The sequence below is a fragment of the Stenotrophomonas sp. PS02298 genome (genome assembly GCF_029959445.1).
GTDB lineage: Bacteria > Pseudomonadota > Gammaproteobacteria > Xanthomonadales > Xanthomonadaceae > Stenotrophomonas.
Genome location: NZ_JASCOR010000020.1, coordinates 16,486 through 41,896, shown reverse-complemented (window position 1 = coordinate 41,896; position 25,411 = coordinate 16,486). Strand labels below are relative to the sequence as shown.

Genomic DNA, 25,411 nt, shown 5'->3' with positions numbered 1-25,411 from the left:
CGCTTGCGGGAGAGGGGCTAGTGCACTACGAGCGCAAGCGTTCCGAGCCCCTCTCCCGCAAGCGGGAGAGGGGTTGGGGTGAGGGGAAGCTTCTAGCTAAAGAGCCCCAAAACCCCCGAATTCATCCAGCTTTAACAGCGCTGGGCGCTCCTTACGCCTGCCGGCACATTCCAGCCCGGTTCATCCCTTGCGGAGGCGTATATGTTCGAGTCGTTGATTCGCGAAGCGGCCAGCCGCTTTCATCTCGGCGACAATGCAGGGCGCCTCGTGCGCCAGCTTGTCGATGATATTTTCGATCCAGCCAACGGCGGCTTCGCCGGACTGCAGAAGCGCTTTACCGACGCAGGTCTCGATGGCCTGTTCTCGTCGTGGATAGGTACCACGCCAGGCGACAACGTCCTGCAACCGGACCAGTTCAGCGCCGGCTTCGGCCAGAACCTTGCCGGCGGCATTGCCAGCAAACTCGGCATTCCGGCCGCAGCAGTCAACATGGCCGGCGCATGGCTCCTCCCCAAGATCGTTGGTCAATTGACGCCCGGCGGCAGCATCCCCAGTTCCCGTCCAGCGGATTACGACCGCTGGTTCGACACCACCACGCCTGCCGCTGGCTACAGCGGTGGTGGCACGGTACCCGCCAAGGCATCGGGCGGCTTCTGGAAATGGTTGATCCCGCTGATTCTCCTGCTTGTAGCCTTCTTGCTGTTCCGCAGCTGCAAGAAAGAAGAAGTGGTTGCGCCAGCGCCGGTCGAATCGGTTGCAAGCACACAGCCCGCAGCCCCCGTGGTCCAGGCCAATCCACGCTTCGGTTTCGACAACACCGACGGCAAGATCACGGTCAGTGGCCAGCTCGCCAGCGAGGCCGACAAGACCCGCTTGTGGGATGCGTTGAAAGCCAACTTCGGCGAAGGCAATCTGGCCGGCAACATCACCGTTGATCAGGCGACCCTGCCAGCGGGTTGGCTGGACAAGCTGATCGCTGCGTTGCCGGAATTGAAAGCCAAGGGCCTGCAGTTCGGTTTCGATGGCGACAAGCTCAGCATTGATACCAGCGGCATGGCAGAAGCCGATCGTTTCACGGTCAGTGACAAGCTGCGCAGCCTGTTCGGCGGCTTCGAGATCAGTGGCTTGTGGGATCGTGCGGCAGCGGCATTGTCAGGCCTCAAAGCCGGCTTCAGCGGCGATGATCTGGTCAAGGCCTTGAACCTGATGAACATCTACTTCGACACAGGTTCGGCCACCATCACCCGCGACAGTCTGGAAACGCTGACCAGCGCGGCCAATGCGATGAAGCAGGCACCTGCAGGCACGAAGATCGAGGTAGGCGGACACACCGACAACACCGGTGATGCAGCGGCCAACGTCACCTTGAGCCAACAGCGCGCGGATGCGGTGGTTGCCAAGTTGGCCGAGCTCGGTGTTGCTGCCGACACGCTCAGCGCCAAGGGCTATGGCCAGGAAAAGCCGCGTGCCAGCAACGACACCGAGCAAGGGCGTGCGCAGAACCGTCGGATCGAGTTTGCGGTTACCAAGTGATGCTTTGCATTGGGTGAAGAGCAGAAGCTTGCCCTCACCCCAACCCCTCTCCCGCAGGCGGGAGAGGGGCTAGTGCACTACGAGCGCAAACAATGTGAGCCCCTCTCCCGCAAGCGGGAGATGGGTTGGGGTGAGGGCGCTCTTGAAGCACGTAGAGCAAGCCCCATTCACCCCAAATGACCTTCCTGTAACAACCGCTACGGCATAGTGTCCGCATGCTTGATGACCTACAGCGACCGCCCCCTCCGGCGCTGGCAGATGACGACGCACTGTTTCTCGACGTAGACGGCACCCTGCTCGCCTTTGCCGACCACCCGGACAAGGTGGCGCCCGCCCCGTCCCTGCTCACGCTGCTGGCCAGCGTGCAGCAACGTCTCGGCGGCGCGCTGGCGCTGCTCAGTGGCCGTCCTGTCAGCCAACTGCAGGCCATGTTCGCGCCGCTGCGCCTGCCCATGGCCGGCCTGCACGGCGCGCAATTACTCACTTCCCTCGATGCAGAGCTCGCCCAGACAGACACCGCAGCTTGGTTGCACACACTGCACCAGCGCGCGATGCAACTGGCACACGCCCATCCCGGCGTCATGATCGAAAACAAGGGCCAAGCGCTGGCCCTGCACTGGCGCAATGCGCCGGATGCTGGCGCGGCCGTGATCGCTTTCGCCAACGCACAACTACCGCAGCTCCATGACGTGCGCCTGCAACCCGGTAACCACGTCATCGAGTTCGTCGGCAGCGGCCACGACAAGGGCCGCGCCCTGCAGCAACTGATGCAAAACCCGCCTTTCCAAGGCCGGCGCCCGGTCTTCATCGGCGACGACCTGACCGACGAGCACGGCTTCCACGCCGCGCAGCAGCTCGGCGGCATTGGCGTACTTGTCGGCCAGCGCAACGAAAGCGTGGCCGTTGCAGCACTGCCCGACATCACCGCCGTACACGCTTGGCTGCGCGCAGCCATTATCTGACCCACCCGGAGGAAACAGCGGCGCCAGCGGCGTTCGCGCAACAAGGAGAATGCAATGCAAGACGCCACCCTCGATCTTGGCGTAGTTGGCAATGGCAGTTTCGGTGCACTGATAGACAAGCAGGCGCGCGTGGTCTGGAGCTGCCTGCCCAGCTTCGATGGCGACCCGGCCTTCTGCGCCCTGCTCAATCCCAACCAGCACCCCGGCGGTGACTTCGGCATCGAGCTGGAAGACTTTCTCGACAGCGAGCAGTCCTACCTCACCAATACCGCGATCCTGCGCACCGTGCTGCGCGATACGCATGGCGGCGCGGTGGAAATCCTCGACTTCGCCCCGCGCTGGCGCCAGAACGATCGATTCTACCGGCCGGTCAGCCTGATCCGCCAGGTCACGCCGCTGTCCGGCAATCCGCGCATCACCGTGCGCGCACGACCGCTGGCCGACTGGGGTGCGCGGCAACCGGAAACCACCTGGGGCAGCAACCATATCCGTTGGTTGCTACCGGATCTGGTGCTGCGGCTGACTACCGATGTACCGGTGCGCTTCGTCCGCGATGCCCTGCCCTTCGTGCTCAATCATCGCGTGCACCTGGTGCTGGGCGTGGACGAATCGCTGAACCGCTCGCTCAGCGGCTACGTACAGGAAGCCATGCAGCGCACCCGCGATTACTGGCGCGAATGGGTGCGTTACCTGTCGGTGCCGCTGGAATGGCAGGACGCGGTGATACGCAGCGCCATCACCTTGAAACTGTGCCAGTACGAGGACAGCGGCGCGATCATCGCGGCGATGACCACCTCCATCCCGGAAGCCCCCGGCAGCAGCCGCAACTGGGACTACCGCTATTGCTGGCTGCGCGATGCCGCCTTCGTGGTGCGCGCGCTCAACCGGCTCGGTGCGACCCGCACCATGGAGCAGTTCCTCGGCTACATCTTCAACCTGGCCAGCACCGACGGCAGCCTGCAGCCGCTGTACGGCATCGGCTTCGAGGCCAAGCTCGACGAGGAAGAGGTGGCGACTCTGTCCGGCTACCGCAACATGGGGCCGGTGCGCCGCGGCAACCTGGCATGGGTGCAGCGCCAGCACGATGTCTACGGCAGCGTGGTGCTGGCCTCCACCCAGTTGTTCTTCGACCAGCGCCTGCAGGACCCGGGCGATGCGCATACCTACGCGCGCTTGGAGCCTCTTGGCGAGCAGGCCTTCGCCCTGCATGACGTGCCGGATGCGGGACTGTGGGAATTCCGTGGCCGCACCGAAGTGCATACCTATACCAGCGCGATGTGCTGGGCGGCCTGTGACCGGCTGTCGAAGATCGCAACCCGCTTGAAACTCGATGGCCGCGCCGTCTACTGGCGCGAACGGGCCAACCAGATCCACGCACGGATCATGCACGAAAGCTGGAGCGAGCAGCTTGGCCATTTCACCGACACCTTTGGTGGTCATCGGCTGGATGCGTCCTTGTTGCTTTTGGCCGACATCGGCTTCATCGATGCCAAGGACGCGCGCTTCATCGCCACGGTCGAGGCCATCGGCCGCGATCTGAAGCACGGCAATGCGCTGTACCGCTACACCGCACCGGACGATTTCGGCACACCGGAAACCAGCTTCACCATCTGCACGTTCTGGTACATCGATGCACTAGCCGCGATCGGGCGCATGGATGAAGCGCGCGAGATGTTCGAGATCCTGCTGCAGCAGCGCAATCACCTGGGCCTGCTATCCGAGGACCTCGCCTTCGACGGCAAGGCCTGGGGCAATTTCCCGCAGACCTACTCGCATGTGGGATTGGTGATCGCCGCGATGCGCTTGTCGCGCAGCTGGCAGGAGGCGTCGTGAGCCGATTGGTCGTGGTGTCCAATCGGGTGGCACTGCCGGGCGAGACCCGCGCCGGCGGACTGGCCACCGGCCTGTTGGCGGCGCTCAGCGAACGCGGCGGTTTGTGGTTTGGCTGGAGTGGACGCAGCGTCAATGTCGACAGCGGTGCCCTGCATGAAGCGCAGGATGGGCCGATCCGCTATTTGACGATGGACCTGTCCAAGAGCGATCTGGACAGCTACTACAACGGCTTTTCCAACCGCGCCTTGTGGCCGCTGCTCCACTTCCGCTTGGATCTGGTGGACTACGACCGGCGCAAGCGCGAGGGCTACTGGAAGGTCAATCGATTGTTCGCCGATACGCTGGCTCCACTGCTGCGCGACGACGACACGGTGTGGATCCACGACTACCACCTGATCCCATTGGCGGCGTTGCTGCGTGAGCGCGGCATCGCCTGCCGGATTGGCTTCTTCCTGCACGTGCCGGTTCCCTCGGCCGACCTCATCCAGGCCCTGCCCGACCACCGCTCACTGTTCTCGGCGCTGTATTCGTACGATCTGCTCGGCTTCCAGACCCGCCGTGACGTGGACCGCTTCCAGTCCTATGTGCGCCTGTTCGGCGGCGGCACCTTGATCGACAGCGACTGGATCAAGGCACCCGACGGTCGCCGCGTGCGTACCTCCGCATTCCCGATCGGCATCGATACCGAGCACATCGCGCGGCAGGCCCGCAGCGCGGCCAGCAACAAGCCGGTGCGCGACCTGCGGCAGAGCCTGCAGCACCGCAAGCTGGTAATCGGCGTGGACCGGCTGGATTACTCCAAGGGCCTGCCAGAACGCTTCCACGGTTTCGAGCGTTACCTGCAGCGTTATCCACAGCAGAAAGGCGATATGACCTACCTACAGATCGCGCCGGTATCCCGTGGCAGCGTCAACGAGTACCGCAAACTGCGTGGCGATCTGGAACGTCTGGCCGGGCATATCAACGGCAGTCATGCCGAAGCCGATTGGACACCGCTGCGCTACGTCAACCAGAACTATGCGCACAGCACCCTCACCGGGTTCTATCGGCAAGCGGCAGTAGGCTTGGTAACGCCGTTGCGCGACGGCATGAACCTGGTCGCCAAGGAGTACATCGCTGCGCAGGACCCAGAGAATCCAGGCATGTTGGTGTTGTCACTATTGGCTGGCGCGGCGGATGAATTGAAGCAGGCGCTGCTGGTCAATCCGCACGATCTGGATGGTGTTGCCGATGCGATAGCGACAGCCGCCAACATGCCGCGGGCAGAGCGGATCGAGCGCTGGCGCGCGATGATGGAGCACCTGCGTACGCATGACATCCACCGCTGGCGGCGGGATTATCTGTTGGCGTTGGAGGGGGATTAGGGCTGGAGCGAAGGCAAGAGCCTGCCCTCACCCCAACCCCTCTCCCGTAAACGGGAGAGGGGCTCGCATCGCTTGCACTCGTAGTGCACTAGCAGCCGACACATTGCTAGCCCCTCTCCCGCCTGCGGGGTGAGAGGAGCAGCTTGCGAACCACTGGTTCGCTGCTCCTTGAACGACCTTGCGCCAGCGCAAGGGCCGGGGCGCGGAGCGGGGGTTGGGGTGAGGGGAAGCTTCTAGCGCGGCCCCTGATCAAACCCACTCAATCCAAAAACCGCCCACGCTGCTCAGCGCTCGGCAGAAAACAGCTCTCATGTCGCCCAAACCAGCGGTACCGATTCCGCGCCAACCAGCGATACGCAGGGTCCCGCACAGAAGCCGGCAAGACCCGCACAAGCCCAGCCAGCCGCCAAGCCCCGCCCAATCCGGTCACCACCCGCAGAATCGCGTCGGTGTCGGTATACGCCACACCCTCGGTGACCAACAGGAACGACAAGGGATCGTCCGGGTCCAGCCCATGCGCGGCCAATAAAGCACGCCCCTGCCCGCCCTGCATCGCCGCGAACCGGTAGCGACCGGCACGATCGAACCGCAGCAGGAAGCGCACCCAGCGGCTGCACAACGCGCAGACGCCATCAAACACGATCACCGCCGGCTCAGCCATGCGCGCCCTCCGGTAACAACCAGCCTTCGTAACGGATCAGCCGCCCGATCAGCGGCATCGACACATCCACCAGGAATTCATAGCGCCCAGCCTGCTCACGCTCGCGGCAATGCACCTGCGCGAACCAGCGCGTCGGCAACGGCAACACACCGAAGGCCCAGACACGCTCGGCCCGCCACAGGATCTGGCCAGCCTCCTCGCGCAATCCGAAACGGAAGCGCACCGCGCCAAGCTGCTCGAACAGCTGCCCATCGCGCTGCCACAAGCGCGAAGCCATGCGCGCGGGGCCGAATCGGCGGTTCCAGCGTTCTCCGCTGGCATCAACCACGAACTCCACCGTCACCGGCACGCTGGAGGTTGGCGGCAGCCGCGCCAACCAGGCGCAGGGCGCTACCAGCCAATGGCTGCCGCGCAGCACTTCGCCCTGCCCGCTCCAGCGCTGGCGCGCGGCGACCGAGTGCAATGCACGCACCTGCGGGGCCAAACGTTCAAACGCCGGACCCAGCACCTGTGCGAACAGCGGCCTGGTCAAGGCTCAATCCACACCAGGGTGGCGATACGGCCGCTGCGTTGGTCGCGACGGTGCGAGAACCAGCGCTGCGGGTCGGCCATGGTGCACAGGTCGCCGCCGTGGATTGCCGCCGGCTGCATGCCTGCAGCCACCAACCGCTGTCGCGCAAGCCCAGGCAGGTCCACCTTCCAGTGGCCGGGCCGGGTCGCTGCGAAGTGGCTCTCAGCGGCGCTGGAATGCGCCAGGAAGGCCTCGCGCACGTCCACGCCGACCTCGTACAGGGCTGGACCGGCCGCAGGGCCTATCCACGCTACCAGCGCCTCGGCAGGCGTGTGCATCGCGGCCAGCGTGTTCTCCAGCATGCCGCGCGCCAACCCACCCCAGCCGGCATGGGCAGCCGCCACTTCGCTGCCGTCGCGGGCCGCGAACACCACCGGCAGGCAGTCAGCGGTGAGGATGGCCAGCACCACGCCAGGCACCGAGGTCACCGAGGCATCGGCGGTTGGCTCGGCGTCCAGCCCCTGCGCCTGTGGTGGTGCGTCGAAACGCAGCGCCACGCTGCTGTGCACCTGGCGCAACCAGTGCGCCGCCGACGGCAGCTTCGCCAGTTGATGCAGTTCATCGCGGTTGCGCTGCACCTGGGCCGGATCGTCGCCATCGGCGGCGGTCCGGTTACCCAGGTTGAAACTGTCAAACGGGGGCTGCGAGCCGCCGGCGCCATGGCGCATCGTGGTGAAGGCCCGCACCCCTGGGGGCGCAGGCCAGTCGGCCAGCCACAGCGGGCTCGCCTCCGCCATTACCAGCGGCCTCGCTCGCGCTCGGCGAAAGCCTTGGAGTCCTCACGCAGCGCCTTCATCAGCGCCAGCAGATCGGCCGGCACCGGCGCGGTGTTGCTGATGGTCTCGCCGGTGATCGGATGCTGGAATTCCAGCGTCTCGGCGTGCAGGGCCTGGCGCTTGAAGCCGCGCAGTGCCGCGACCAGCTCGTCGGTGGCGCCCTTGGGCAGCTTCAGCGAGCCGCCGTACAGCGGATCACCGACGATGGCGTGCTTCAGGTGCGCCATGTGCACGCGGATCTGGTGGGTACGGCCGGTTTCCAGGCGGCATTCCAGCGCGGTATGGGCGCGGAAGCGTTCGCGCAGGCGGTAATGGGTCACCGCTTCCTTGCCGTCCTCGCGCACGCCCATCTTCAGGCGGTCGCGCGCATGGCGGTCGATCGGGGCATCAGCGGTGCCGCCAGAGACCAATGCGCCGACCACCACCGCCAGATACTGGCGATGCACTTCACGCGCGGACAGCTGCTCAACCAGCGCGGTCTGCGCCTGCACGGTACGGGCCACCACCATGACGCCGCTGGTGTCCTTGTCGAGGCGGTGGACCACGCCGGCGCGCGGCACCTTGGCGATGTCCGGGTCCCGGAACAGCAGCGCGTTGAGCAGGGTGCCGCTGGGGTTGCCGGCGCCGGGGTGGACCACCAGGCCGGCCGGCTTGTCGATCACGAACACGTGTTCGTCCTCGTACAGGACCGACAAGGGGATGTCCTCCGGCAGCGCATGGACTTCGACCTCCAGCACCGCATTCAGGGTGGCGATCTCCCCGCCGCGGACCGGGTCGCGCGGGCGCACGGGCTCGCCATCAAGCAGAACTGCGCCGGATTTGATCCATTCGGTCAGGCGCGAACGGGAGAATTCGGGGAACAATTCGGCCAGGACCGCGTCGAAGCGACGACCGGCGGCGGAATCGGGAACCTGCGCGTGGCGCGGGCTGGAAGAGATGTTCTCGGACATGGGCAAAGACCGGCTAAAGACGAAATTATGGGGTCCAGGCGACAACAGTCAGTCGCAGGACAGGCCACTAGGCTATCATCGCCCCTTCGTATTCCTGCCGCGTCCTGCCCTGAACCCATGATCCGACGCTCTTCGCTGCTGTCCGCGCCCGTCCGCCTCACCGCCCTGCTGCTGGTTTTGGTCTTCGTCGCCACTGGTTGCCACCGCGGCGCCAAGAAGGACGCCGACGAAGGCGCGCCGGTCGAACAACTGTTTGAAAAGAGCCACAAGCTGATGGAGGGCGGCAATTGGTCCGGCGCCGAAACCAGCTTCAAGCGCTTGATTGCACAGTACCCTTACGGCCCGTACACCGAGCAGGCGATGATCGAAAGCGCCTATGCCCAGTACAAGGCCGGCAAGAACGATGACGCCGTGTCGAGCATCGACCGCTTCATCCGTACCTACCCGACCCACCGCAACATCGCGTACCTGTACTACCTGCGCGGTCTTGCCAACGGCAACCGCGATACGGTTTTCCTGCGCCGCGTATGGTCGCTGGACCCGAGCCGCCGCGATCTGTCGACCCCGCGCCAAGCCTATGCCGATTTCAACATCGTCACCGAGCGCTACCCGAACAGCCGCTATGCCGCCGATGCACGCCAGCGCATGATCGAACTGCGCGACGTGTTCGCCCAGCATGAGCTGGACGATGCGCTGTACTACGCCCGTCGCGGCGCCTGGGTGTCGGTGGTTGGCCGCGCCAACTACCTGCTGGAGACCTACCCGCAGAGCGCCTTCCAGTACGACGCCGTCGCGCTGCTCGGCGAGGCCTACACCAACCTCGGCAACAAGACCCTGGCCGACGACGCCCGTCGCGTGCTGCAGCTGAACCAGCCGGAGCACCCGTGGCTGGCTGGCAACTGGCCGAAGTACCCGTGGATGATCCGCAAGCTGAATCCGTTCGCGGGTGAGCGCTCGGTGGCCACCGGCCAGAGCAACGCCACGATGAACCGCGGCAAGTAAGCTGCTGCGCTAATGTGGTGATCAGGAAGGGGCCTTGGGGCCCCTTTCGTGTTTCTGCGATTCGGCAACAGGAAGCTGGGGCCTTTGGCTTTGGCTTTGGCTTTGGCTTTGGCTTCGGCCTTTGGCTTCGGCCTTTGGCTTCGGCCTTTGGCTTTGGCTTGGGCTGTGGCCTGTGGCTTGGGCTGTGGCCTGTGGCTTGGGCTGTGGCCTGTGGCTTGGGCTGTGGCCTGTGGCTTGGGCTGTGGCCTGTGGCTTGGGCTGTGGCCTTCTTCTCCCGCTTGCGGGGGAAGGTGCCCGAAGGGCGGATGGGGGGAGCTTTGTGCTTTGTGCTTTGTGCTTTGTGCCTTGGAACTCCGGCAGTCGTTGCCCAGGTTCACCATCCCGGCTTCGCCCAGCCCTCCCCCCCCGCTCCGCGCCCCGGCCCTTGCGCTGGCGCAAGGTCGTTCAAGGAGCAGCGAACCAGTGGTTCGCAAGCTGCTCCTCTCACCCCGCTTGCGGGAGAGGGGCTAGCAATGCGCGCACTGGCAGTGCGCCAAAACAGAAAGCGGCCCCGTCGCCGGGGCCGCTCACATCACTCAAACCAACTCAAACTCAGAAGCTCTGCGTGTAACGCATATACAACTGCCGGCCGTAGCCGTTGTACAGATAGTTGTTGAAGTTGGTCGGCGAGTACGCCACGTCGTACACCGGCGCCTTGTTGGTCAGGTTGCGCACGCCCAGCGAGATGCTCGCCTTCCACGGGGTGTTGTACGCGAACTGCAGGTCATGGGTGATGTAGGCCCCACCACAACGCTTCACGTAACCCTCGGACTTCAACTCCGAGCAGCTGTAATCGCCCTGGTAGTAGTCCACGTAGTAACCCGGCTCGTAGCCGATCATGTTCATGGTCCAGGCCACACTCCAATCGCCGCGCTCCCAGCGGGTATTGAGGTTGGCACGCCATTCCGGATAACCGCTGGTGCCCACGTATTCGTCCGAGCCGTAGCGGCTGTCGACCTTGTAGCTGTGTGTCCAGGAACCCTGCAACGATGAAGTCAGCTTGCCCCAGTTGTCGAAGTCGAACTGGGTGCGGATGTTGAGGTCCACACCATCGGTCTTGACCAGGCCTTCATTGCCGTAGCCGGCATATACCGACTGGATCGAACCGTCGGTATTGCGCACCACCGACAGGTTGTCCGGCAGGAACTGGCCCAGCTCGGTACGGTTGATCACCGTCTGCGCGGAATACCACTTGATCTGGTTCTCGATCTTGGTGTTCCAGTAGTCCACGGTGATGTTGGCCCAGGAGAACGGGTCATACACCACGCCAAAGCTGAACTGCTTGGAGGTCTCGGCCTTCAGGTCCGGGTTGGCGACATGGTAGCCGTTGATCTGGATGGAGCTTGAAGCCGCCAGACCGTAAGCCAGCGCCGTGGCTTCATCGGTCACCGTATCGGCAGAGAAGGCGGTCTGCTGGTTCAGCGCCTGCAAGGTGGGCGCGCGGAAGCCTTCACCGTAGGAGGTACGGAAGGTCAGGTTATGCAACGGCTGGTAGCGCAGCGACAGCTTGGGGGAGGTAGCGTCACCAAAGTCGGAATAATGGTCGTAACGCAGCGCCACGTCCGCCGAGAAGTTGTTGAAGATCGGCAGGCTCCACTCAGCATAGACCGAACTCAGTGTGCGATCACCCCAGGCCGAGTTGCCCGAGGAACCACCAACATTGCCGGCGGCAGACTGCTGGTCGTAGATGTCCGAGTAGTCGTGCTTGCTGTACTCGCCGCCGACCGCCAGTGCCGACACGCCGCCGGGCAACTCGAACAGATCCGTGGTCAACTGCGCATTGACCTCCTGCTGCTTGTAGTAGGTATTGCGGTTGATGGTGGTGGCGATGGCATCCAGCACCGCAGCCGAGTTGGAGTACGGATCAAAAACGTTGTACTCACCCGATTCGAAATATTTCTCCGCCACCGGGATGTTCACGTAGTTGTAGCCGGTGATGGTTGCGCGCGACTCATTGCTGCGCACGCCGAAATCAACCGCGGTGCTGTCAGTCAGCTGGCCATGCAGACTGAGGTTGACGTCATGGCTGTTCTCGTCGGTATAGGTGAAGCGATTACCCAAGGCGGCGAAGCGGTGCTTGATGTAAGCATCCTGGCCGGTGGTGTTGTTCGGGCTGTCGGCGCTGACGAAGATGCTTTCCGGCACCGGCGCGTAGACGCTGTCGCTGTTCTTCCGGTTGACGTAGATATCGGCGTTGACGGTCCAGACATCGTCGATGCTGTATTCGCTGCGCAGGAACAGGTTCTTGTTCTTGATGCTGGCGGTATCAGCCATGTCGCCGACATAGTTGTACAGGCAGCTGGTGCGGCCAGTGCTGCTGGTGCTCTCGTAGAAATTGGTGCCCGAGCAACCCCCCGGCACCACCGAGCTGTTCTTGGTGTAGAGGTTGGAACCGGGAATGGTGCTGCCATCGGCGGCAGTCAGCACATTGAGGTAATTGTTGGAATACGAGGAGCCGGCCACGGTATCCGACCAGGGGTAATCGCGCACGAAGCTGATCTTCTGGTTGGTGTAGGAGATACCACCCATCACCGAGCCGCGCTCACCTGCGGCACCAAACAGCACCGAGCCTTCCGACGCATCGCCACCATACTTGTTGTCAGTGATGCCAGCGCTGACCTGGAACCCTTCGTAGTTCTTGCGGGTGATCACATTGACCACGCCACCAATGGCGTCGGCGCCGTAGATCGCCGATGCGCCGTCGGTCAGCACTTCGATGCGCTCCACTGCTGCCGCCGGAATCGAACTCAGGTCCTGCCCTTCACCGGTCAACGGCGATACCGCTGCGCGGCGACCGTCGATCAGGATCAGGGTACGACCTTCGCCCAGCCCGCGCAGGCTCAGGCCAGCAAACGATTGCGCCGAGCTGCCAGAGCTCGGCACGAACGAACCAAAGGAGTTGAAACTGGAGCTCTGCAGGATGTCGGCCACGGTGGCCTTTCCGCTTACTTCGATGTCTTCGCGACCGATCACGGTAATCGGCAATGCACCTTCCACGTCTGCACGCTTGATGCGCGAACCGGTGATCTCGATGCGGTCCAACGTGGTGGCGTTGCCGTTCGCTTGAGTTTCCTGCGCCAGCGTTGTTCCGCTGATGGACAGGCCAATGGCAACAACCAGGGCGCCCCGGCGCAGGCCGGAGTTCAACTTATTCTTTTTCATTGTTAGCGTGTTCCAGATGAAGAAGGACACGTCCTGATCGCTCAGAACCGTTACTGGGACGCTGCGCTGGATGACACCAATCGCATCGGCCTGACGGAAAATTAACGATCGAATTTCGCCGCTGTTTTTCGCTGCGTGGCAGCAGGCACGGTGATTCTTGTCATGCCGTGTCAGCCGGCCTCAAACGCGCCATGTGCGGCGCACACGCGCATAAAAAATGCCACTGACAGGGCAGTGGCAAGGAGAGAGAGATGAACCAGTGTTTTCTTGTGGCTCCATCCTGCATCCCCAACATGTTGAGAATTTGTCCAAAACCGACGTTGTTTCGTGAAGAGATTGCTGGATTGCCACACGTCAGGCGCCATCCAACCCAAACTGACATGGACCACCACATCCGCACCGAGGAAAGCGCGCACTCAACGCGGCCAGGGAGGTCACAGCCCCAATGCGAAACAGACGGAAGGGGCCTGTTGGCCCCTTCCGTTTACACCTGCCGGCGGCCAGACGATCAGCCGCGATAGCCATTGGTGATGGGATAGCGGCGCTCGCGGCCAAAAGCACGCCGCGACACCTTCGGTCCCGGTGCAGCCTGATGGCGCTTCCATTCGCTGATCCGCACCAGTTTCAGCACCCGGTCCACGACGTCCGGCGCATAACCGGCAGCAACAATGTCCTCGCGCGACTGTTCCTGATCAATGAAGCGGTACAGGATGCCATCCAGTACATCGTAGGCCGGCAGTGAGTCCTGGTCAGTCTGGTTCTCCCGCAGCTCGGCCGAGGGTGCGCGGCTTATCACCGCCGGCGGAATCACCGGCGCGCCACCCACCGTATTGCGCCACTTGGACAGACCGTAGACCTCCGTCTTGTACAAGTCCTTCAGCGGCGCATAGCCGCCGCACATGTCGCCGTAGATGGTGGCGTAACCCACCGCGTACTCGCTCTTGTTGCCAGTCGTGAGCACCAGGCCGCCGAACTTGTTGCTCAGCGCCATCAGAATCACGCCCCGGCTGCGCGACTGCAGGTTTTCCTCGGTGACATCGGCCGCCTGCCCTTCGAACATGGCCGACAACGACTGCATCAAGCCCTGGAACGCCAGCTCGATCGGCACCGTCTCCAGCTTCACACCGAGCGCACGGCATTGCTCCACCGCCAGATCATTGGACAGGTCAGCGGTATAGCGCGACGGCATGCTGACTGCGGTGACGTTGTCGGCGCCAAGCGCATCGACCGCCATCGCCAGTACCAGCGCAGAGTCGATGCCCCCTGACAGCCCCAGCCATATCTTGCTGAAACCGTTCTTGCCGCAATAGTCCTGGATGCCGCGGGTAACCGCCCGCCAGGCCAATGCATCCATGCTTTCATCGCCATCATCGATCCAGCGCAGCGGCATGAAATTGCGCCCAGCGACGTTGTACTCGACCACCAGCATTTCTTCAGTGAACGCCACGGCAGCCGGATGCACGGTGCCATCGCCATCGGCCACGACCGAAGCGCCATCAAACACCACCGCATCCTGGCCGCCAACAGTGTTGACGTACGCGATGGCCGCGCCGCTCTCACGGCTGCGCTCGGCCAGCAGCGCATCGCGCTGGGCGTGCTTGCCACGTTCATATGGCGAGGCATTGGGCACCAGCACCAGTTCGGCGCCCGCATTGACAGTGGCGGCCAGCGGTTCGGCGAACCACAGGTCTTCACAGATCACAAGACCCAGCTTCACGCCATTGACCTCGAACACGCAGTTGCCACCGTCCGGATCCACGTCGAAGTAGCGTCGTTCGTCGAACACGGCGTAGTTGGGCAGCTCACGCTTGCGGTAAGTAGTGGCGACGGCACCATCACGCAGCAAGCTGGCGGCGTTGTAGACCACCGTACCGGCAGTCTGCGGCCAACCAACCACGGCGACGATGCCCTGCACTTCGGCGGCAACCCGCGCCAAAGCCTGCTCGCAGCTGGTCAGGAAGCCGGGGCGCATCAGCAGGTCTTCCGGCGGATAGCCGCTGATGGCAAGTTCCGGGAACAGCACCACATCGGCACCGTATTCGTCACGCGCCTCCTGCATCAGTTCGATGATGCGGCTGGCGTTGCCGTCCACGTCCCCGACCGGGAAATCGAACTGGGCCAGGGCGATGCGTAGCGATTCGGACATATCAACAACCTTCTGCTTGGCCCCGCACCCTGCGGGGGCTTGGTGTTACCGATGCCGCCCGCAGGATGCTTTCGCAGACCGCGGCGGTATGGCTCAGGGCCTCATTATTCCAGAAGCGCAGCACGCGGTAGCCGTTGCGTTGCAGGAAGGCGTCGCGATGGGGGTCGTTGGGGTCGGATGCGTGTTGGCCGCCGTCGAGTTCGATGACCAGTTTTTGCTCCAGGCAGACGAAATCCACGACATAAGGCCCGATGGGGTGTTGCCGCCGGAATTTGAAGCCGACCAGGTGGCGGCCCCTGAGGAAATACCAGATACGGTGCTCGGCATCGGTCATACGCCGGCGCAGGGCTCGGGCGCTGTTGGTTTTGCTGCCTTTACGCATGGTTGCCTCCTTTGCAAAGAGACGATTACCTGGCAAGGCGGCGGCTGAAATCAGGGAAAGCGCGCTTTTGGATGTAACGATTTTGGGCTTTTGGGGCGCTGCCTTCGAGCGGGCAGATAACGATGGGAGAGGCTCACGGCAAAAAGCCAGAGCTTCCCCTCACCCCTACCCCTCTCCCGCAGGCGGGAGAGGGGAAAGCAACTGCCGGAGCTAGAACCAGAGCCAGAGCCCAAGCCCAAGCCACAGCCAAAGCCAAAGCCAAAGCCAAAGCTACAGCCAGTGCAAAAGATGAGCTTTAGTCAGTGGTCTAACGTCGACTTGGAATTCAGCCCTGGCCCTGGCCCCGGCTGTGGCTGTGGCTGTGGCTGTGGCTTAGGCTTAGGCTTAGGCTTTGGCTTTGGCTTGGGCTCTGGCTTGGGCTCTGGCTTTGGCTGTGGGTGTGGCTTGGGCTGGCCCCTCTCCCGCCTGCGGGAGAGGGGTAGGGGTGAGGGCAGGCTCTTAGATGTTGCTTTTGTTCTTGGCTTTTACCCCCGCCCCCCAGAAATAAGAAAGGCCACCCGAAGGTGGCCTTTCTCAAATCACTGAAGCGCAGTCTTACTTGACCAGCTTCGCGATGGCAGCGCCCAGGTCGCCCGGCGAACGGACGGTGACAACGCCAGCAGCTTCCATCGCTGCGAACTTGCCCTCAGCCGTGCCCTTGCCGCCCGATGCGATCGCACCAGCGTGGCCCATGCGCTTGCCGGCCGGAGCCGATGCACCAGCGATGAAGCCGACAACCGGCTTCTTCACGTGGTTCTTGATGTACTCCGCACCGGCTTCTTCAGCGTCGCCGCCGATTTCGCCAACCATGATGATGCCTTCGGTCTGCGGGTCTTCGTTGAACAGCTTCAGGCAGTCAACGAAGTTCAGGCCGTTGATCGGGTCGCCGCCGATACCGATGCAGGTCGACTGGCCCAAGCCCACTTCCGTGGTCTGCTTGACCGCTTCATAGGTCAGGGTGCCCGAACGCGACACGATGCCGATCTTGCCCGGCATGTGGATGTGGCCCGGCATGATGCCGATCTTGCACTCGCCCGGGGTGATCACGCCGGGGCAGTTCGGCCCGATCAGCACGGTGTCCGGATGCGAACGGGTCAGCACGTTCTTGACGCGCAGCATGTCCAGCACCGGGATGCCTTCGGTGATGCAGACGATGACCTTGATGCCGGCAGCAGCGGCTTCCAGGATCGCGTCAGCCGCGTACGGCGGCGGCACGTAGATGACCGAGGCATTGGCGCCGGTGCTCTGCACGGCATCGGCCACGGTGTTGAACACCGGCAGGTCGATGTGGGTGGTGCCGCCCTTGCCCGGGGTCACGCCGCCGACAACCTGGGTGCCGTACTCGATCATCTGAGTGGCGTGGAAGGTGCCCTGCTGGCCGGTAAAGCCCTGCACGATCACCTTGGTGTTCTTGTTGATCAAAACTGACATTGGATTTCCTTCGGTGTCGGATCAGGCGGCGTTCTTGACAGCTTCAACGATCTTCTTGGCGCCATCGTTGATGTTGTCAGCCGGGATGATGGCCATGCCGCTGTCACGCAGCAGCTGCTTGCCTTCTTCCACGTTGGTGCCTTCTAGGCGCACCACCACCGGAACCTTGACGCCAACTTCCTTCACGGCGGCGATGATGCCTTCGGCAATCATGTCGCAACGGACGATGCCGCCGAAGATGTTGACGAAGATGCCTTCGACCTTGTCCGAGGACAGGATCAGCTTGAAGGCTTCAATGACGCGCTGCTTGTTGGCACCGCCGCCCACGTCCAGGAAGTTCGCCGGCTCGCCGCCGTTGAGCTTGATGACGTCCATGGTGGCCATGGCCAGGCCTGCGCCGTTGACCATGCAGCCGATGTTGCCGTCCATGGTGACGTAGTTGATGTCCAGCTCCGAAGCGATCACTTCGGTCGGGTCTTCCTGGGTCTTGTCGCGCATGGCGACCAGCGCCTTCTGGCGGAACGCGGCGTTGTCGTCGCTGTCGAACTTGCCGTCCAGCGCGTACAGGTTGCCGTCGTCCAGGATGGCCAGCGGGTTGATTTCAACCAGCGCCAGGTCCTTTTCGTTGAACAGGCGGTACAGGTTGACCATGATGCTGGCGAACTGGCCAGCCTGCTTGGCGGTCAGGCCCAGCTTGAAGCCGAAATCACGGCCGTGGTAGCCCTGCACGCCTTCAACGAAATCGACGTTGAGCGAGTGGATCAGTTCCGGGGTCTCGGCAGCAACCTGCTCGATCTCCACGCCGCCTTCCGAAGAAGCGATGTAGGTGATGGTCTTGGTGCCACGGTCAACCAGCACCGACAGGTACAGCTCCTTGACGATCTCACCGGCGGTGGTCACCAGCACCAGGTTGACCGGCAGCTCGACGCCTGCGGTCTGGTAGGTGGCCATCTTGGTGCCGAGCATCTTGGCCGCAGCGGCCTTGACGTCGTCGGTGGTCTTGCAGAACTTGACGCCGCCAGCCTTGCCGCGGCCGCCAGCGTGGATCTGAGCCTTGACCATCCAGGGGCCCTGGCCCAGCGACTGGGCAGCAGCTACAGCCTCGTCCGGGGTCGCAGCGACCTTGCCGGCCGGGACCGGGATGCCGTATTCGGCAAGCAGTTGTTTTGACTGGTACTCGTGGAAATTCATGCGTCACCGTGGGAATAGGAACGACCGCACGCATCTCCTCGGGCCCCGGCTTGGGGGCGCCGGCAAGGACTGCGGCGGGCCCACTATTGTGGCCGAGCCAGCGCCGGGGCGCAAAGAAGTCTGTACAAATGGCCAAGTCCGGCATGTTTTCTGGCGATTTTTCAGCAACTTGCCTCTGAATAGGGGGCGCCGCGCGCGTGTCGTGCAGCAGCCCGTGCGCACCTATACTTGGTGGGTTAACGCTTGGATAGGAGTTCCGGCTTGGCCCCCAGCACCTCGCTCATAGACCGCATCGAATCGATACCGCGTCGCGAGCTGTATTTCTTCGCCCTGTACCGGGTGCTGATCGCCACCCTGCTGGCCGCGCTGGTCTTCAGCCCGCTGACCCCGTTCGCAGGTGAGGCGCACCAGCTGCGGTTGGCCGAAACCGTCACCATCCTCTATCTGCTGGTAGCCCTCGCACTACTGGCCTGGGGCCGCAACGAGCGCTGGTTGCAACCGATCGTGTTCGGCAGCCTGCTGGTCGACATCACCGCAGCCACCCTGCTGAGCCATGCCCTGCCCGGCGCCAGTGCCGGCATCTCGATGTCGCTGCTGTTCAACATCGCCGCGGCCGCCCTCCTGCTGCCGTTGTCACGCGCCATGCTGCTGGCGCTGCTGGCCGCTGCCGCCAGCGTCACCGAGTATGTGTGGCAGGCTTTCGAAGGCAGCGACAACCTGCGTACGCTGGCCGAGCTGGCGATGTTCGTCACCAGCTATCTTGCACTGGCCTTCATCGCCTACCAGATCGGCAGCCGCACCCGCCGCACCCAGCAGTTGGCGGATCAACGTGGCGCAGAAGTAGCCAACCTGTTCGAAGTGAACGAGCTGATCATCCGCCGCATGCGTACCGGCGTGCTGGTGGTGGACACCAGTGGCCAGATCACCCTGGCCAACGAGGCGGCGACCGCCCTGCTCGGTGACATGGAGGGCGCGCTGGCCACCGAGCGTGTCGCGCTGAGCATTGCTTCGCCTGAATTGGCGCGGCGCCTGCAGCGCTGGCGCAATGGCTGGCATGAAGACGAACAACCGCTACAGCTCGCCCCCGAGCAGGCCGAAGTGCTGCCGCGCTTTGCGCGCCTGCTGGCCGACAGCGACATGTCGCTGATCTTCCTCGACGACACTACGGTGGTCTCACGCCGGGCCGAATCACTGACCCTCTCGACCTTGGGCCGTTTCTCCGCCAGTCTTGCCCATGAGATACGCAACCCGCTGGCGGCCATCAACTATGCCACCCAGCTGTTGGAGGAGTCCGAGGACATAGGCGAGGCCGACCGGCGCCTGCTCCAGATCATCCACCAGCAATGCCAGCGCACCAATGGCATCGTCGAGAGCGTGCTGGCGCTGGCCCGACGCGAACGGGCAAATCCCGAGAATCTGGACCTGGCCGCCTTCGTCCGCCGCTTCGTGATCGAGTACCGGCAGACCCTGTCACTTGAAAACGACAGTCTGGAAGCGGTGATCCGCGAGCCATCGGTGATAGCGATGATCGACCCCCGGCACCTGCACCAGGTACTGACGGCCCTGGTCCACAACGCCCTCAAATATGGCCGGATCGCCGATGAAGCGGCACGTATCCGCATCCGTGTCGCCTCGGCCGAACGCAACGCGGTCATCGACATCATGGACCGCGGTCCGGGCATTCCTGATGCCATCGCCAGCCAGCTGTTCCGGCCGTTCTACACCACCTCCGAACATGGCACCGGACTGGGCCTGTACATCGCCCGCGAGCTTTGCCGGGCCAATCAGGCCCAGTTGGACTATGTGTCGATTCCCGCTGGCGGAGCCTGCTTCCGGCTGACCCTGAGCATCCCGAAAACCGCATTCACCCGCGGCGAGCGCCAATGAGCGGTTTCTGGATGCAATCGTTTGTAGACATACCTCCACCTCGGCTATCGTTCCATTCATGAACGCAACACATAGCGCCCTGATCGTCGATGACGAACGCGACATCCGTGAGCTGCTGGTCCTTACCCTTGGCCGGATGGGCTTACGGATCAGTACCGCCGCCAACCTCGCCGAAGCCCGGGAACTGCTGGCCAGCAACCATTTCGACCTGTGCCTGACCGACATGCGCCTGCCCGACGGCAATGGCATCGAGCTGGTCACCGAGATCAACCGCGACCATCCCTCCACTCCCGTGGCGATGATCACTGCCTTTGGCAGCATGGACCTGGCGGTGGAAGCCCTGAAAGCCGGCGCTTTCGATTTCGTCAGCAAGCCGGTGGACATCAATGTGCTGCGCGGCCTGGTCCGGCATGCCATCGAGTTGAACAACGAAGCCCGTCCCAGCACCCCGCCACCGCCGGAAAACGCCACCCGCCTGCTCGGCAGCTCGCCGGCAATGGATGAGTTGCGCGCGACCATCAGCAAAGTCGCACGCAGTCAGGCACCGGTCTACATCCTGGGCGAATCAGGCGTCGGCAAGGAACTGGTCGCCCGTACCATCCACGACCAGGGCGCGCGCGCAGCCGGCCCGTTCATCCCGGTCAACTGCGGCGCCATCCCCAGCGAACTGATGGAGAGCGAGTTCTTCGGCCATCGCAAGGGCAGCTTCACCGGCGCCCACGCCGACAAGCCCGGCCTGTTCCAGGCAGCCAGTGGCGGCACCTTGTTCCTGGATGAAGTCGCCGAGCTGCCCCTGCAGATGCAAGTCAAGCTGCTGCGCGCAATCCAGGAAAAATCGGTACGCCCGGTAGGCGCCGCCACTGAAGTCACCGTGGACGTGCGCATCCTCTCAGCCACCCACAAAGACCTGGGCACCCTGGTGCAGGACGGGCGCTTCCGCCACGACCTGTACTACCGCATCAACGTCATTGAATTGCGGGTGCCACCGCTGCGCGAACGCCGCGGTGACCTGCCGCAGCTCGCGAGCACCATCCTGAATCGCCTGGCGCTGGCACAGGGGCAAAAACCACCGCGACTGGCGGCGTCGGCACTGGAAGCATTGGATGCCTACTCCTTCCCGGGTAATGTCCGCGAACTGGAGAATATCCTTGAGCGCTCGCTGGCCCTGGCCGACAGCGACTGCATCGATGCCAGCGACCTGCGCTTGCCACAGTCGCAAAGCGCCACGCCACGCCTTCCCAGCAGCGAGCCCCCGGCACCTGCTGCCGTCCCCCAGGAAGCCGTTGTCGACATCGACCCGGCCAGCGCTGCCCTGCCCTCCTACATCGAGCAGATGGAGCGCACGGTGATCCAGAAGGCCCTGGAAGAAAACCGCTGGAACAAGACCAAGACCGCAGCCCAACTCGGCATCACCTTCCGCGCCCTGCGCTACAAGCTGAAAAAGCTGGGCATGGAATAAGCAAGCCCCTGAAAGCCAGGTAGAGCCGAGCCATGCTCGGCAAGAGCATCACTGGCAACGCCTCTGCCGAGCATGGCTCGGCACTACAAATGCCAAACATTGCCGAGCATGGCTCGGCAATGCAGGGCTTAGTCCTTGGTGACGCGGTTGATCTCGGCCAGGCTGGTAATGCCCTGCGCCGCCTTCACCAATGCCGATTGCCGCAGGTCATTGACGCCGATCTTCTGCGCAGCTTCAGCAATATCCATCGCATTGCCGCCCTGCAGAACGATCGCCGCAATGTCGTCGGTCATCGGCATCACCTGGTAGATACCGGTACGGCCCTTGTAGCCTTCGGTGCACTCCTCGCAGCCGACCGGCTCATGGAGATTTATACCCTTGGCGATCTGCTCGGCGGTAAAGCCTTCGGCCAGCAGCGCGTTCTCCGGCAACTGCTGCGGACGCTTGCAGTTGCTGCACAGGCGCCGCGCCAGACGCTGGGCGATCACCAAGGTCACCGACGAGGTGATGTTGTAGGGCGCGATGCCCATGTTCATCAGGCGCGCGATGGTCTGCGGCGCATCGTTGGTATGCAGCGTGGACAGCACCATGTGGCCGGTCTGTGCGGCCTTGATCGCGATTTCGGCGGTCTCAAGGTCACGGATTTCGCCGACCATGATGATGTCCGGATCCTGTCGCAGGAACGAACGCAGCGCCGCCGCAAAGGTCATGCCGCGCTTGTTGTTCTGCTGCACCTGGTTCACGCCAGGCAGGCGGATTTCAACCGGATCCTCGGCGGTGGAGATATTGCGGGTGTCGTCGTTGAGGATGCCCAACGCGGTATACAGCGACACCGTCTTACCCGAACCGGTGGGGCCGGTGACCAGCACCATGCCGTAAGGCTTGTGGATGGCATCCAGAAACAGCTTCTGCTGATCCGGCTCGTAACCCAGCTTGTCGATACCGAGCTTGGCAGCGCTGCCGTCGAGGATACGCAGCACGATCTTCTCACCGAACAAGGTCGGCAAGGTACTTACACGGAAGTCGATCTGCTTGGTCTTGGACAGATTGAGCTTGATGCGCCCGTCCTGCGGCACGCGTTTCTCGGCGATGTCCAACTGCGACATCACCTTCAGACGCGCGGCGATGCGCTGGTTCAACTTGACCGGTGCCTTGGCTACGGTCTTGAGCAGGCCATCGATACGAAAACGTACCCGGTAGTCATCTTCATAGGGCTCGAAGTGAATATCCGAGGCCCCCTTGCGGATCGCGTCCACCAGGGCCTTGTTGACGAATTTGACGACCGGAGTGTCATCACCCTTGGCATCGACTCCGGTGTCGCCACCGCCCCCCATGTCCTCATCGCCGGCAGCGATATCCAGGTCGCCCATGCCTTCATCGTCGCCACCAAGACCTTCTCCCAGCGACTCGTTGCTGGCCAACCAAAGACCCAAGGTACGTCGGATCTGCTCCTCATCGACCAGAATAGGCTCGACCACCAGGTTGGTCTGGAACTTGATCTCATCCAGCTGCTGGGTCGGGTTGCTGGTGCCGATGAAGAGCTTGCCGCCACGCTTGAACAGCGGCAACACATGATGCTTGCGCAGCAATTCCTCGCTGACCAGCTTGATCGCATTCTGGTTGGGATCGAACACCGACACGTCCAGCAACGGCATACCGAACTCCATCGCATTGGCAGCGGCCATATGCGAGGCACTCACCAGCTTCTTGTCAGCCAGCCACTGCGCCAACGGCACCTTGGCCTCACCCGCCTGGGCCATGGCGGTGCGAGCCACCGATTCTTCCAGCGCCCCGTCCTGGACCAGACGACGGGCGATGCCGGTGATGCCAACCAAGTTGGCGGTGACAGCAGTATTCATGGTTTCCCCTGGCCGGACGGTAACGGGTCAATTGTACCCAGAGCCGCCGTTCATGCACGCATCCCCAGCCAATACACGTCATCGGAGCGAAGCCTGCCGAGGAAGTCACCCGGTCAGCAGCTCACCACGGCTGGGTCCGATGCCAGCGCCAAGCCGATTCAATGATCTCGGCCAGATCCGTGTAGCGCGGCTGCCAACCCAGCACATCACTGGCCTTCCGGCTGGAAGCCACGAGCACCTCCGGATCCCCTGCACGCCGTGCGGCCACCGTGTACGGCACCGCCCGGCCCACGACGGCAGCTGCCGCATCAATCACCTGTCGCACAGAAAAACCTTGCCCGTTGCCCAGGTTGAAGACATGTGCCCCTTCGGCCGAGCTAAGGAACTGCAACGCCGTCAGGTGTGCCTGAGCGAGATCCTCCACATGGACGTAATCACGCACGCAGGTGCCATCGATGGTTTCGTAGTCATCGCCAAATACCATCAACGGCGGTACCGTCCCCAGCACCGAGCGCAGCACATTGGGAACCAGATGGGTTTCGCAGGCGTGCGATTCGCCAATCCGCGCATCGCGCGCCGCACCGGCCGCGTTGAAGTAACGCAACGCAACCGAGCGCAGGCCGTAAGCATGGGCGGCGTCGGTGAGCACCTGCTCCACCATAAGCTTGCTGCTGCCATAAGGGTTGATCGGCTGTCGCGGGTGATCTTCGTCGATCAGCCCAGCCAGCGGCCGGCCATACACCGCCGCACTGGAGGAAAAAATGAATTTCCGCACATCATGCCGCCGCATGGCATCGAGCAGGTTCAATGTCCCGACCACGTTGCTGCGATAGTAGCCATACGGCTGTGCTATCGACTCGCCCACCAGCGAACGAGCGGCGAAATGGAACACCGCCTCAAACCGGCGCCCTTCAAAGGCTTGGTCCACTGCAGCCTGGTCCAGCAGATCGGCCTGGATCAACTCACCCCATTGCACGGCCTGCTGATGCCCGGTGGACAGGTCATCCAGCACCACCACCGTGATCCCCTGCTCAGCCAGCAAGCGAGCCATATGGCTGCCAATGTATCCCGCCCCACCACAAACCAGAACCTGCATTGCCTCTCCCAGGGCGGTCACCCTTATCAAACCGACCCGCAGCGCCAAACCCACGCCAGAGCGGACCAACAAGCCAATTGTACGCACTACCCATGCCCCAACCCCAGCCGAAGCCACACCACGCGGCACGAACCCGGCTACTATGGCCGCGGGGAGAACTACCGGTAAACAATCGTGCAAGAACTGAGCATCATCCTGCCTGCCAAGAACGAGGCCGAGGGGCTGAAACGCACCTTGCCTGACTTGCGAGCGGCGTATCCAGCGGCGGAGATCATCGTGGTGAATGATGGCTCGACCGACGCTACTGCCAGCATCGCGGCAGAACTGGGGGCCAACGTACTCAGTAGCCCTTACTCGATGGGCAATGGTGCCGCCATCAAACGTGGCGCACGCGCCGCACGCGGCAGAATCCTGGTATTCATGGACGCGGACGGCCAACACCGTGCTGAGCATATCCAGCAATTGCTGGCAAAGCTGGACGACGGCTACGACATGGTGGTGGGCGCCCGCGACAGCACCGGCCAGGCCAACCGCCACCGCGGTTTGGCCAACGCGTTCTATAACAAGCTTGCCAGTCACATGACAGGCCACAAGATCCTCGACCTGACCTCGGGTTTTCGCGCGGTAAGAGCCGACCGGTTCCGCGAGTTCCTGCACCTGCTGCCCAATGGCTTCAGCTACCCGACCACCAGCACCATGGCATTCTTCCGCAGCGCCTACCCTGTTGCCTATGTGCCGATTCCAGTCGCCAAGCGGATGGGCAATGGCAGCCATATTCGCCCGATCAAGGATGGCATCCGGTTCCTGCTGATCATTTTCAAGATCGCAACGCTTTATTCGCCGCTCAAGTTGTTTGCGCCGGTAGCCATGACCTTCTTCTTTATCGGCCTCGGCTATTACGCATATACCTTCGCCGTAGAGCATCGTTTTACGAACATGAGCGCGCTGCTATTCAGCGCCGCAGTAATCATCTTCATGATTGGGCTCATTTCAGAGCAGATCACCAATCTGACCTATCGCCGCAATGACTGAGAGCAGGATCAAACCTCGCCTACTGGTACTGACATC

General features: G+C 63.0%; 19 protein-coding genes. 8 read left to right on the top strand and 11 right to left on the bottom strand.

All coding sequences use genetic code 11. The features are described 5' to 3' along the window. Positions 1-201 precede the first annotated feature (201 nt). From QMX78_RS05290 to otsA, 4 genes are all read left to right on the top strand, one after another. Positions 202-1,533 (top strand): OmpA family protein, encoded by a 1,332-nt coding sequence (locus tag QMX78_RS05290; protein WP_282267272.1) that lies wholly within the window; start codon positions 202-204, stop codon positions 1,531-1,533. Positions 1,534-1,748: 215 nt separating this feature from the next. Next, positions 1,749-2,495 (top strand): trehalose-phosphatase, encoded by a 747-nt coding sequence (gene otsB, locus QMX78_RS05285; protein ID WP_282267270.1) that lies wholly within the window; start codon positions 1,749-1,751, stop codon positions 2,493-2,495. Positions 2,496-2,549: 54 nt separating this feature from the next. Next, a complete protein-coding gene (locus QMX78_RS05280; RefSeq protein WP_282267268.1) occupies positions 2,550-4,328 on the top strand; it encodes a glycoside hydrolase family 15 protein in 1,779 nt (592 codons plus the stop codon). Further along, positions 4,325-5,692, top strand: a complete 1,368-nt coding sequence (gene otsA, locus QMX78_RS05275) for an alpha,alpha-trehalose-phosphate synthase (UDP-forming) (RefSeq protein ID WP_282267266.1) — start codon at positions 4,325-4,327, stop codon at positions 5,690-5,692. The genes QMX78_RS05280 and otsA overlap by 4 nt, the downstream gene beginning before the upstream one ends. A 259-nt stretch (positions 5,693-5,951) precedes the next feature. On the opposite strand, the gene QMX78_RS05270 is transcribed toward otsA, so the two are convergent. From QMX78_RS05270 to rluD, 4 genes are read right to left on the bottom strand one after another with little or no spacing between them, the layout of a single operon-like run. Continuing rightward, a complete protein-coding gene (locus tag QMX78_RS05270) occupies positions 5,952-6,353 on the bottom strand; it encodes a thiol-disulfide oxidoreductase DCC family protein (protein WP_282267265.1) in 402 nt (133 codons plus the stop codon). Beyond that, positions 6,346-6,885, bottom strand: a complete 540-nt coding sequence (locus tag QMX78_RS05265; protein WP_282267264.1) for a DUF4166 domain-containing protein — start codon at positions 6,883-6,885, stop codon at positions 6,346-6,348. Before QMX78_RS05265 ends, QMX78_RS05270 begins: the two co-directional genes overlap by 8 nt. Next, positions 6,882-7,661 (bottom strand): peptidoglycan editing factor PgeF, encoded by a 780-nt coding sequence (pgeF, locus tag QMX78_RS05260; protein ID WP_282267262.1) that lies wholly within the window; start codon positions 7,659-7,661, stop codon positions 6,882-6,884. The genes QMX78_RS05265 and pgeF overlap by 4 nt, the downstream gene beginning before the upstream one ends. Beyond that, positions 7,661-8,650 carry a 23S rRNA pseudouridine(1911/1915/1917) synthase RluD gene (gene rluD, locus QMX78_RS05255; RefSeq protein ID WP_282267260.1) on the bottom strand — a complete coding sequence of 330 codons (990 nt, stop codon included), beginning with the start codon at positions 8,648-8,650 and terminating at the stop codon, positions 7,661-7,663. Before rluD ends, pgeF begins: the two co-directional genes overlap by 1 nt. A 117-nt stretch (positions 8,651-8,767) precedes the next feature. On the opposite strand from rluD, the gene QMX78_RS05250 reads away from it, so the two are divergent. Then, on the top strand, positions 8,768-9,652 hold the full coding sequence (locus tag QMX78_RS05250; protein WP_282267258.1) for an outer membrane protein assembly factor BamD: 885 nt from the start codon (positions 8,768-8,770) through the stop codon (positions 9,650-9,652). A 591-nt stretch (positions 9,653-10,243) separates the two neighbouring features. Here QMX78_RS05250 and QMX78_RS05245 read toward each other — a convergent pair. The 5 genes from QMX78_RS05245 to sucC all read right to left on the bottom strand — a co-directional run bounded on the left by QMX78_RS05245 (position 10,244) and on the right by sucC (position 18,042). Then, complete coding sequence (locus QMX78_RS05245; RefSeq protein ID WP_282267256.1) at positions 10,244-12,853, bottom strand: TonB-dependent receptor; 2,610 nt, start codon at positions 12,851-12,853, stop codon at positions 10,244-10,246. A 508-nt stretch (positions 12,854-13,361) separates the two neighbouring features. Beyond that, positions 13,362-14,999: an NAD+ synthase gene (locus QMX78_RS05240; protein WP_282267254.1), complete on the bottom strand. Its 1,638-nt coding sequence runs from the start codon at positions 14,997-14,999 to the stop codon at positions 13,362-13,364. Between the two features lies 1 nt (position 15,000). Beyond that, positions 15,001-15,381, bottom strand: a complete 381-nt coding sequence (locus tag QMX78_RS05235; protein ID WP_282267252.1) for an endonuclease domain-containing protein — start codon at positions 15,379-15,381, stop codon at positions 15,001-15,003. Positions 15,382-15,975: 594 nt separating this feature from the next. Then, positions 15,976-16,851 (bottom strand): succinate--CoA ligase subunit alpha, encoded by an 876-nt coding sequence (gene sucD / locus QMX78_RS05230; RefSeq protein WP_282267250.1) that lies wholly within the window; start codon positions 16,849-16,851, stop codon positions 15,976-15,978. 21 nt (positions 16,852-16,872) lie between these two features. After that, a complete protein-coding gene (gene sucC / locus QMX78_RS05225; RefSeq protein WP_057629765.1) occupies positions 16,873-18,042 on the bottom strand; it encodes an ADP-forming succinate--CoA ligase subunit beta in 1,170 nt (389 codons plus the stop codon). A 261-nt stretch (positions 18,043-18,303) separates the two neighbouring features. Here sucC and QMX78_RS05220 point away from each other — a divergent pair, with 261 nt between their 5' ends. Together QMX78_RS05220 and QMX78_RS05215 are read left to right on the top strand one after the other, a co-directional pair. Further along, positions 18,304-19,929 carry an ATP-binding protein gene (locus tag QMX78_RS05220; protein WP_282267247.1) on the top strand — a complete coding sequence of 542 codons (1,626 nt, stop codon included), beginning with the start codon at positions 18,304-18,306 and terminating at the stop codon, positions 19,927-19,929. Between the two features lie 58 nt (positions 19,930-19,987). Then, the gene (locus QMX78_RS05215; RefSeq protein ID WP_282267245.1) at positions 19,988-21,388 is read left to right on the top strand and encodes a sigma-54 dependent transcriptional regulator; all 1,401 of its coding nucleotides are present in this window, start codon (positions 19,988-19,990) and stop codon (positions 21,386-21,388) included. Between the two features lie 128 nt (positions 21,389-21,516). On the opposite strand, the gene pilB is transcribed toward QMX78_RS05215, so the two are convergent. Both pilB and galE read right to left on the bottom strand, forming a co-directional pair. Then, on the bottom strand, positions 21,517-23,247 hold the full coding sequence (pilB, locus tag QMX78_RS05210) for a type IV-A pilus assembly ATPase PilB (RefSeq protein ID WP_282267243.1): 1,731 nt from the start codon (positions 23,245-23,247) through the stop codon (positions 21,517-21,519). A 121-nt stretch (positions 23,248-23,368) separates the two neighbouring features. After that, a complete protein-coding gene (gene galE, locus QMX78_RS05205) occupies positions 23,369-24,343 on the bottom strand; it encodes a UDP-glucose 4-epimerase GalE (protein ID WP_282267241.1) in 975 nt (324 codons plus the stop codon). Positions 24,344-24,517: 174 nt separating this feature from the next. On the opposite strand from galE, the gene QMX78_RS05200 reads away from it, so the two are divergent. After that, complete coding sequence (locus QMX78_RS05200) at positions 24,518-25,375, top strand: glycosyltransferase family 2 protein (RefSeq protein ID WP_282267239.1); 858 nt, start codon at positions 24,518-24,520, stop codon at positions 25,373-25,375. The last annotated feature ends 36 nt before the right edge of the window (positions 25,376-25,411 follow it).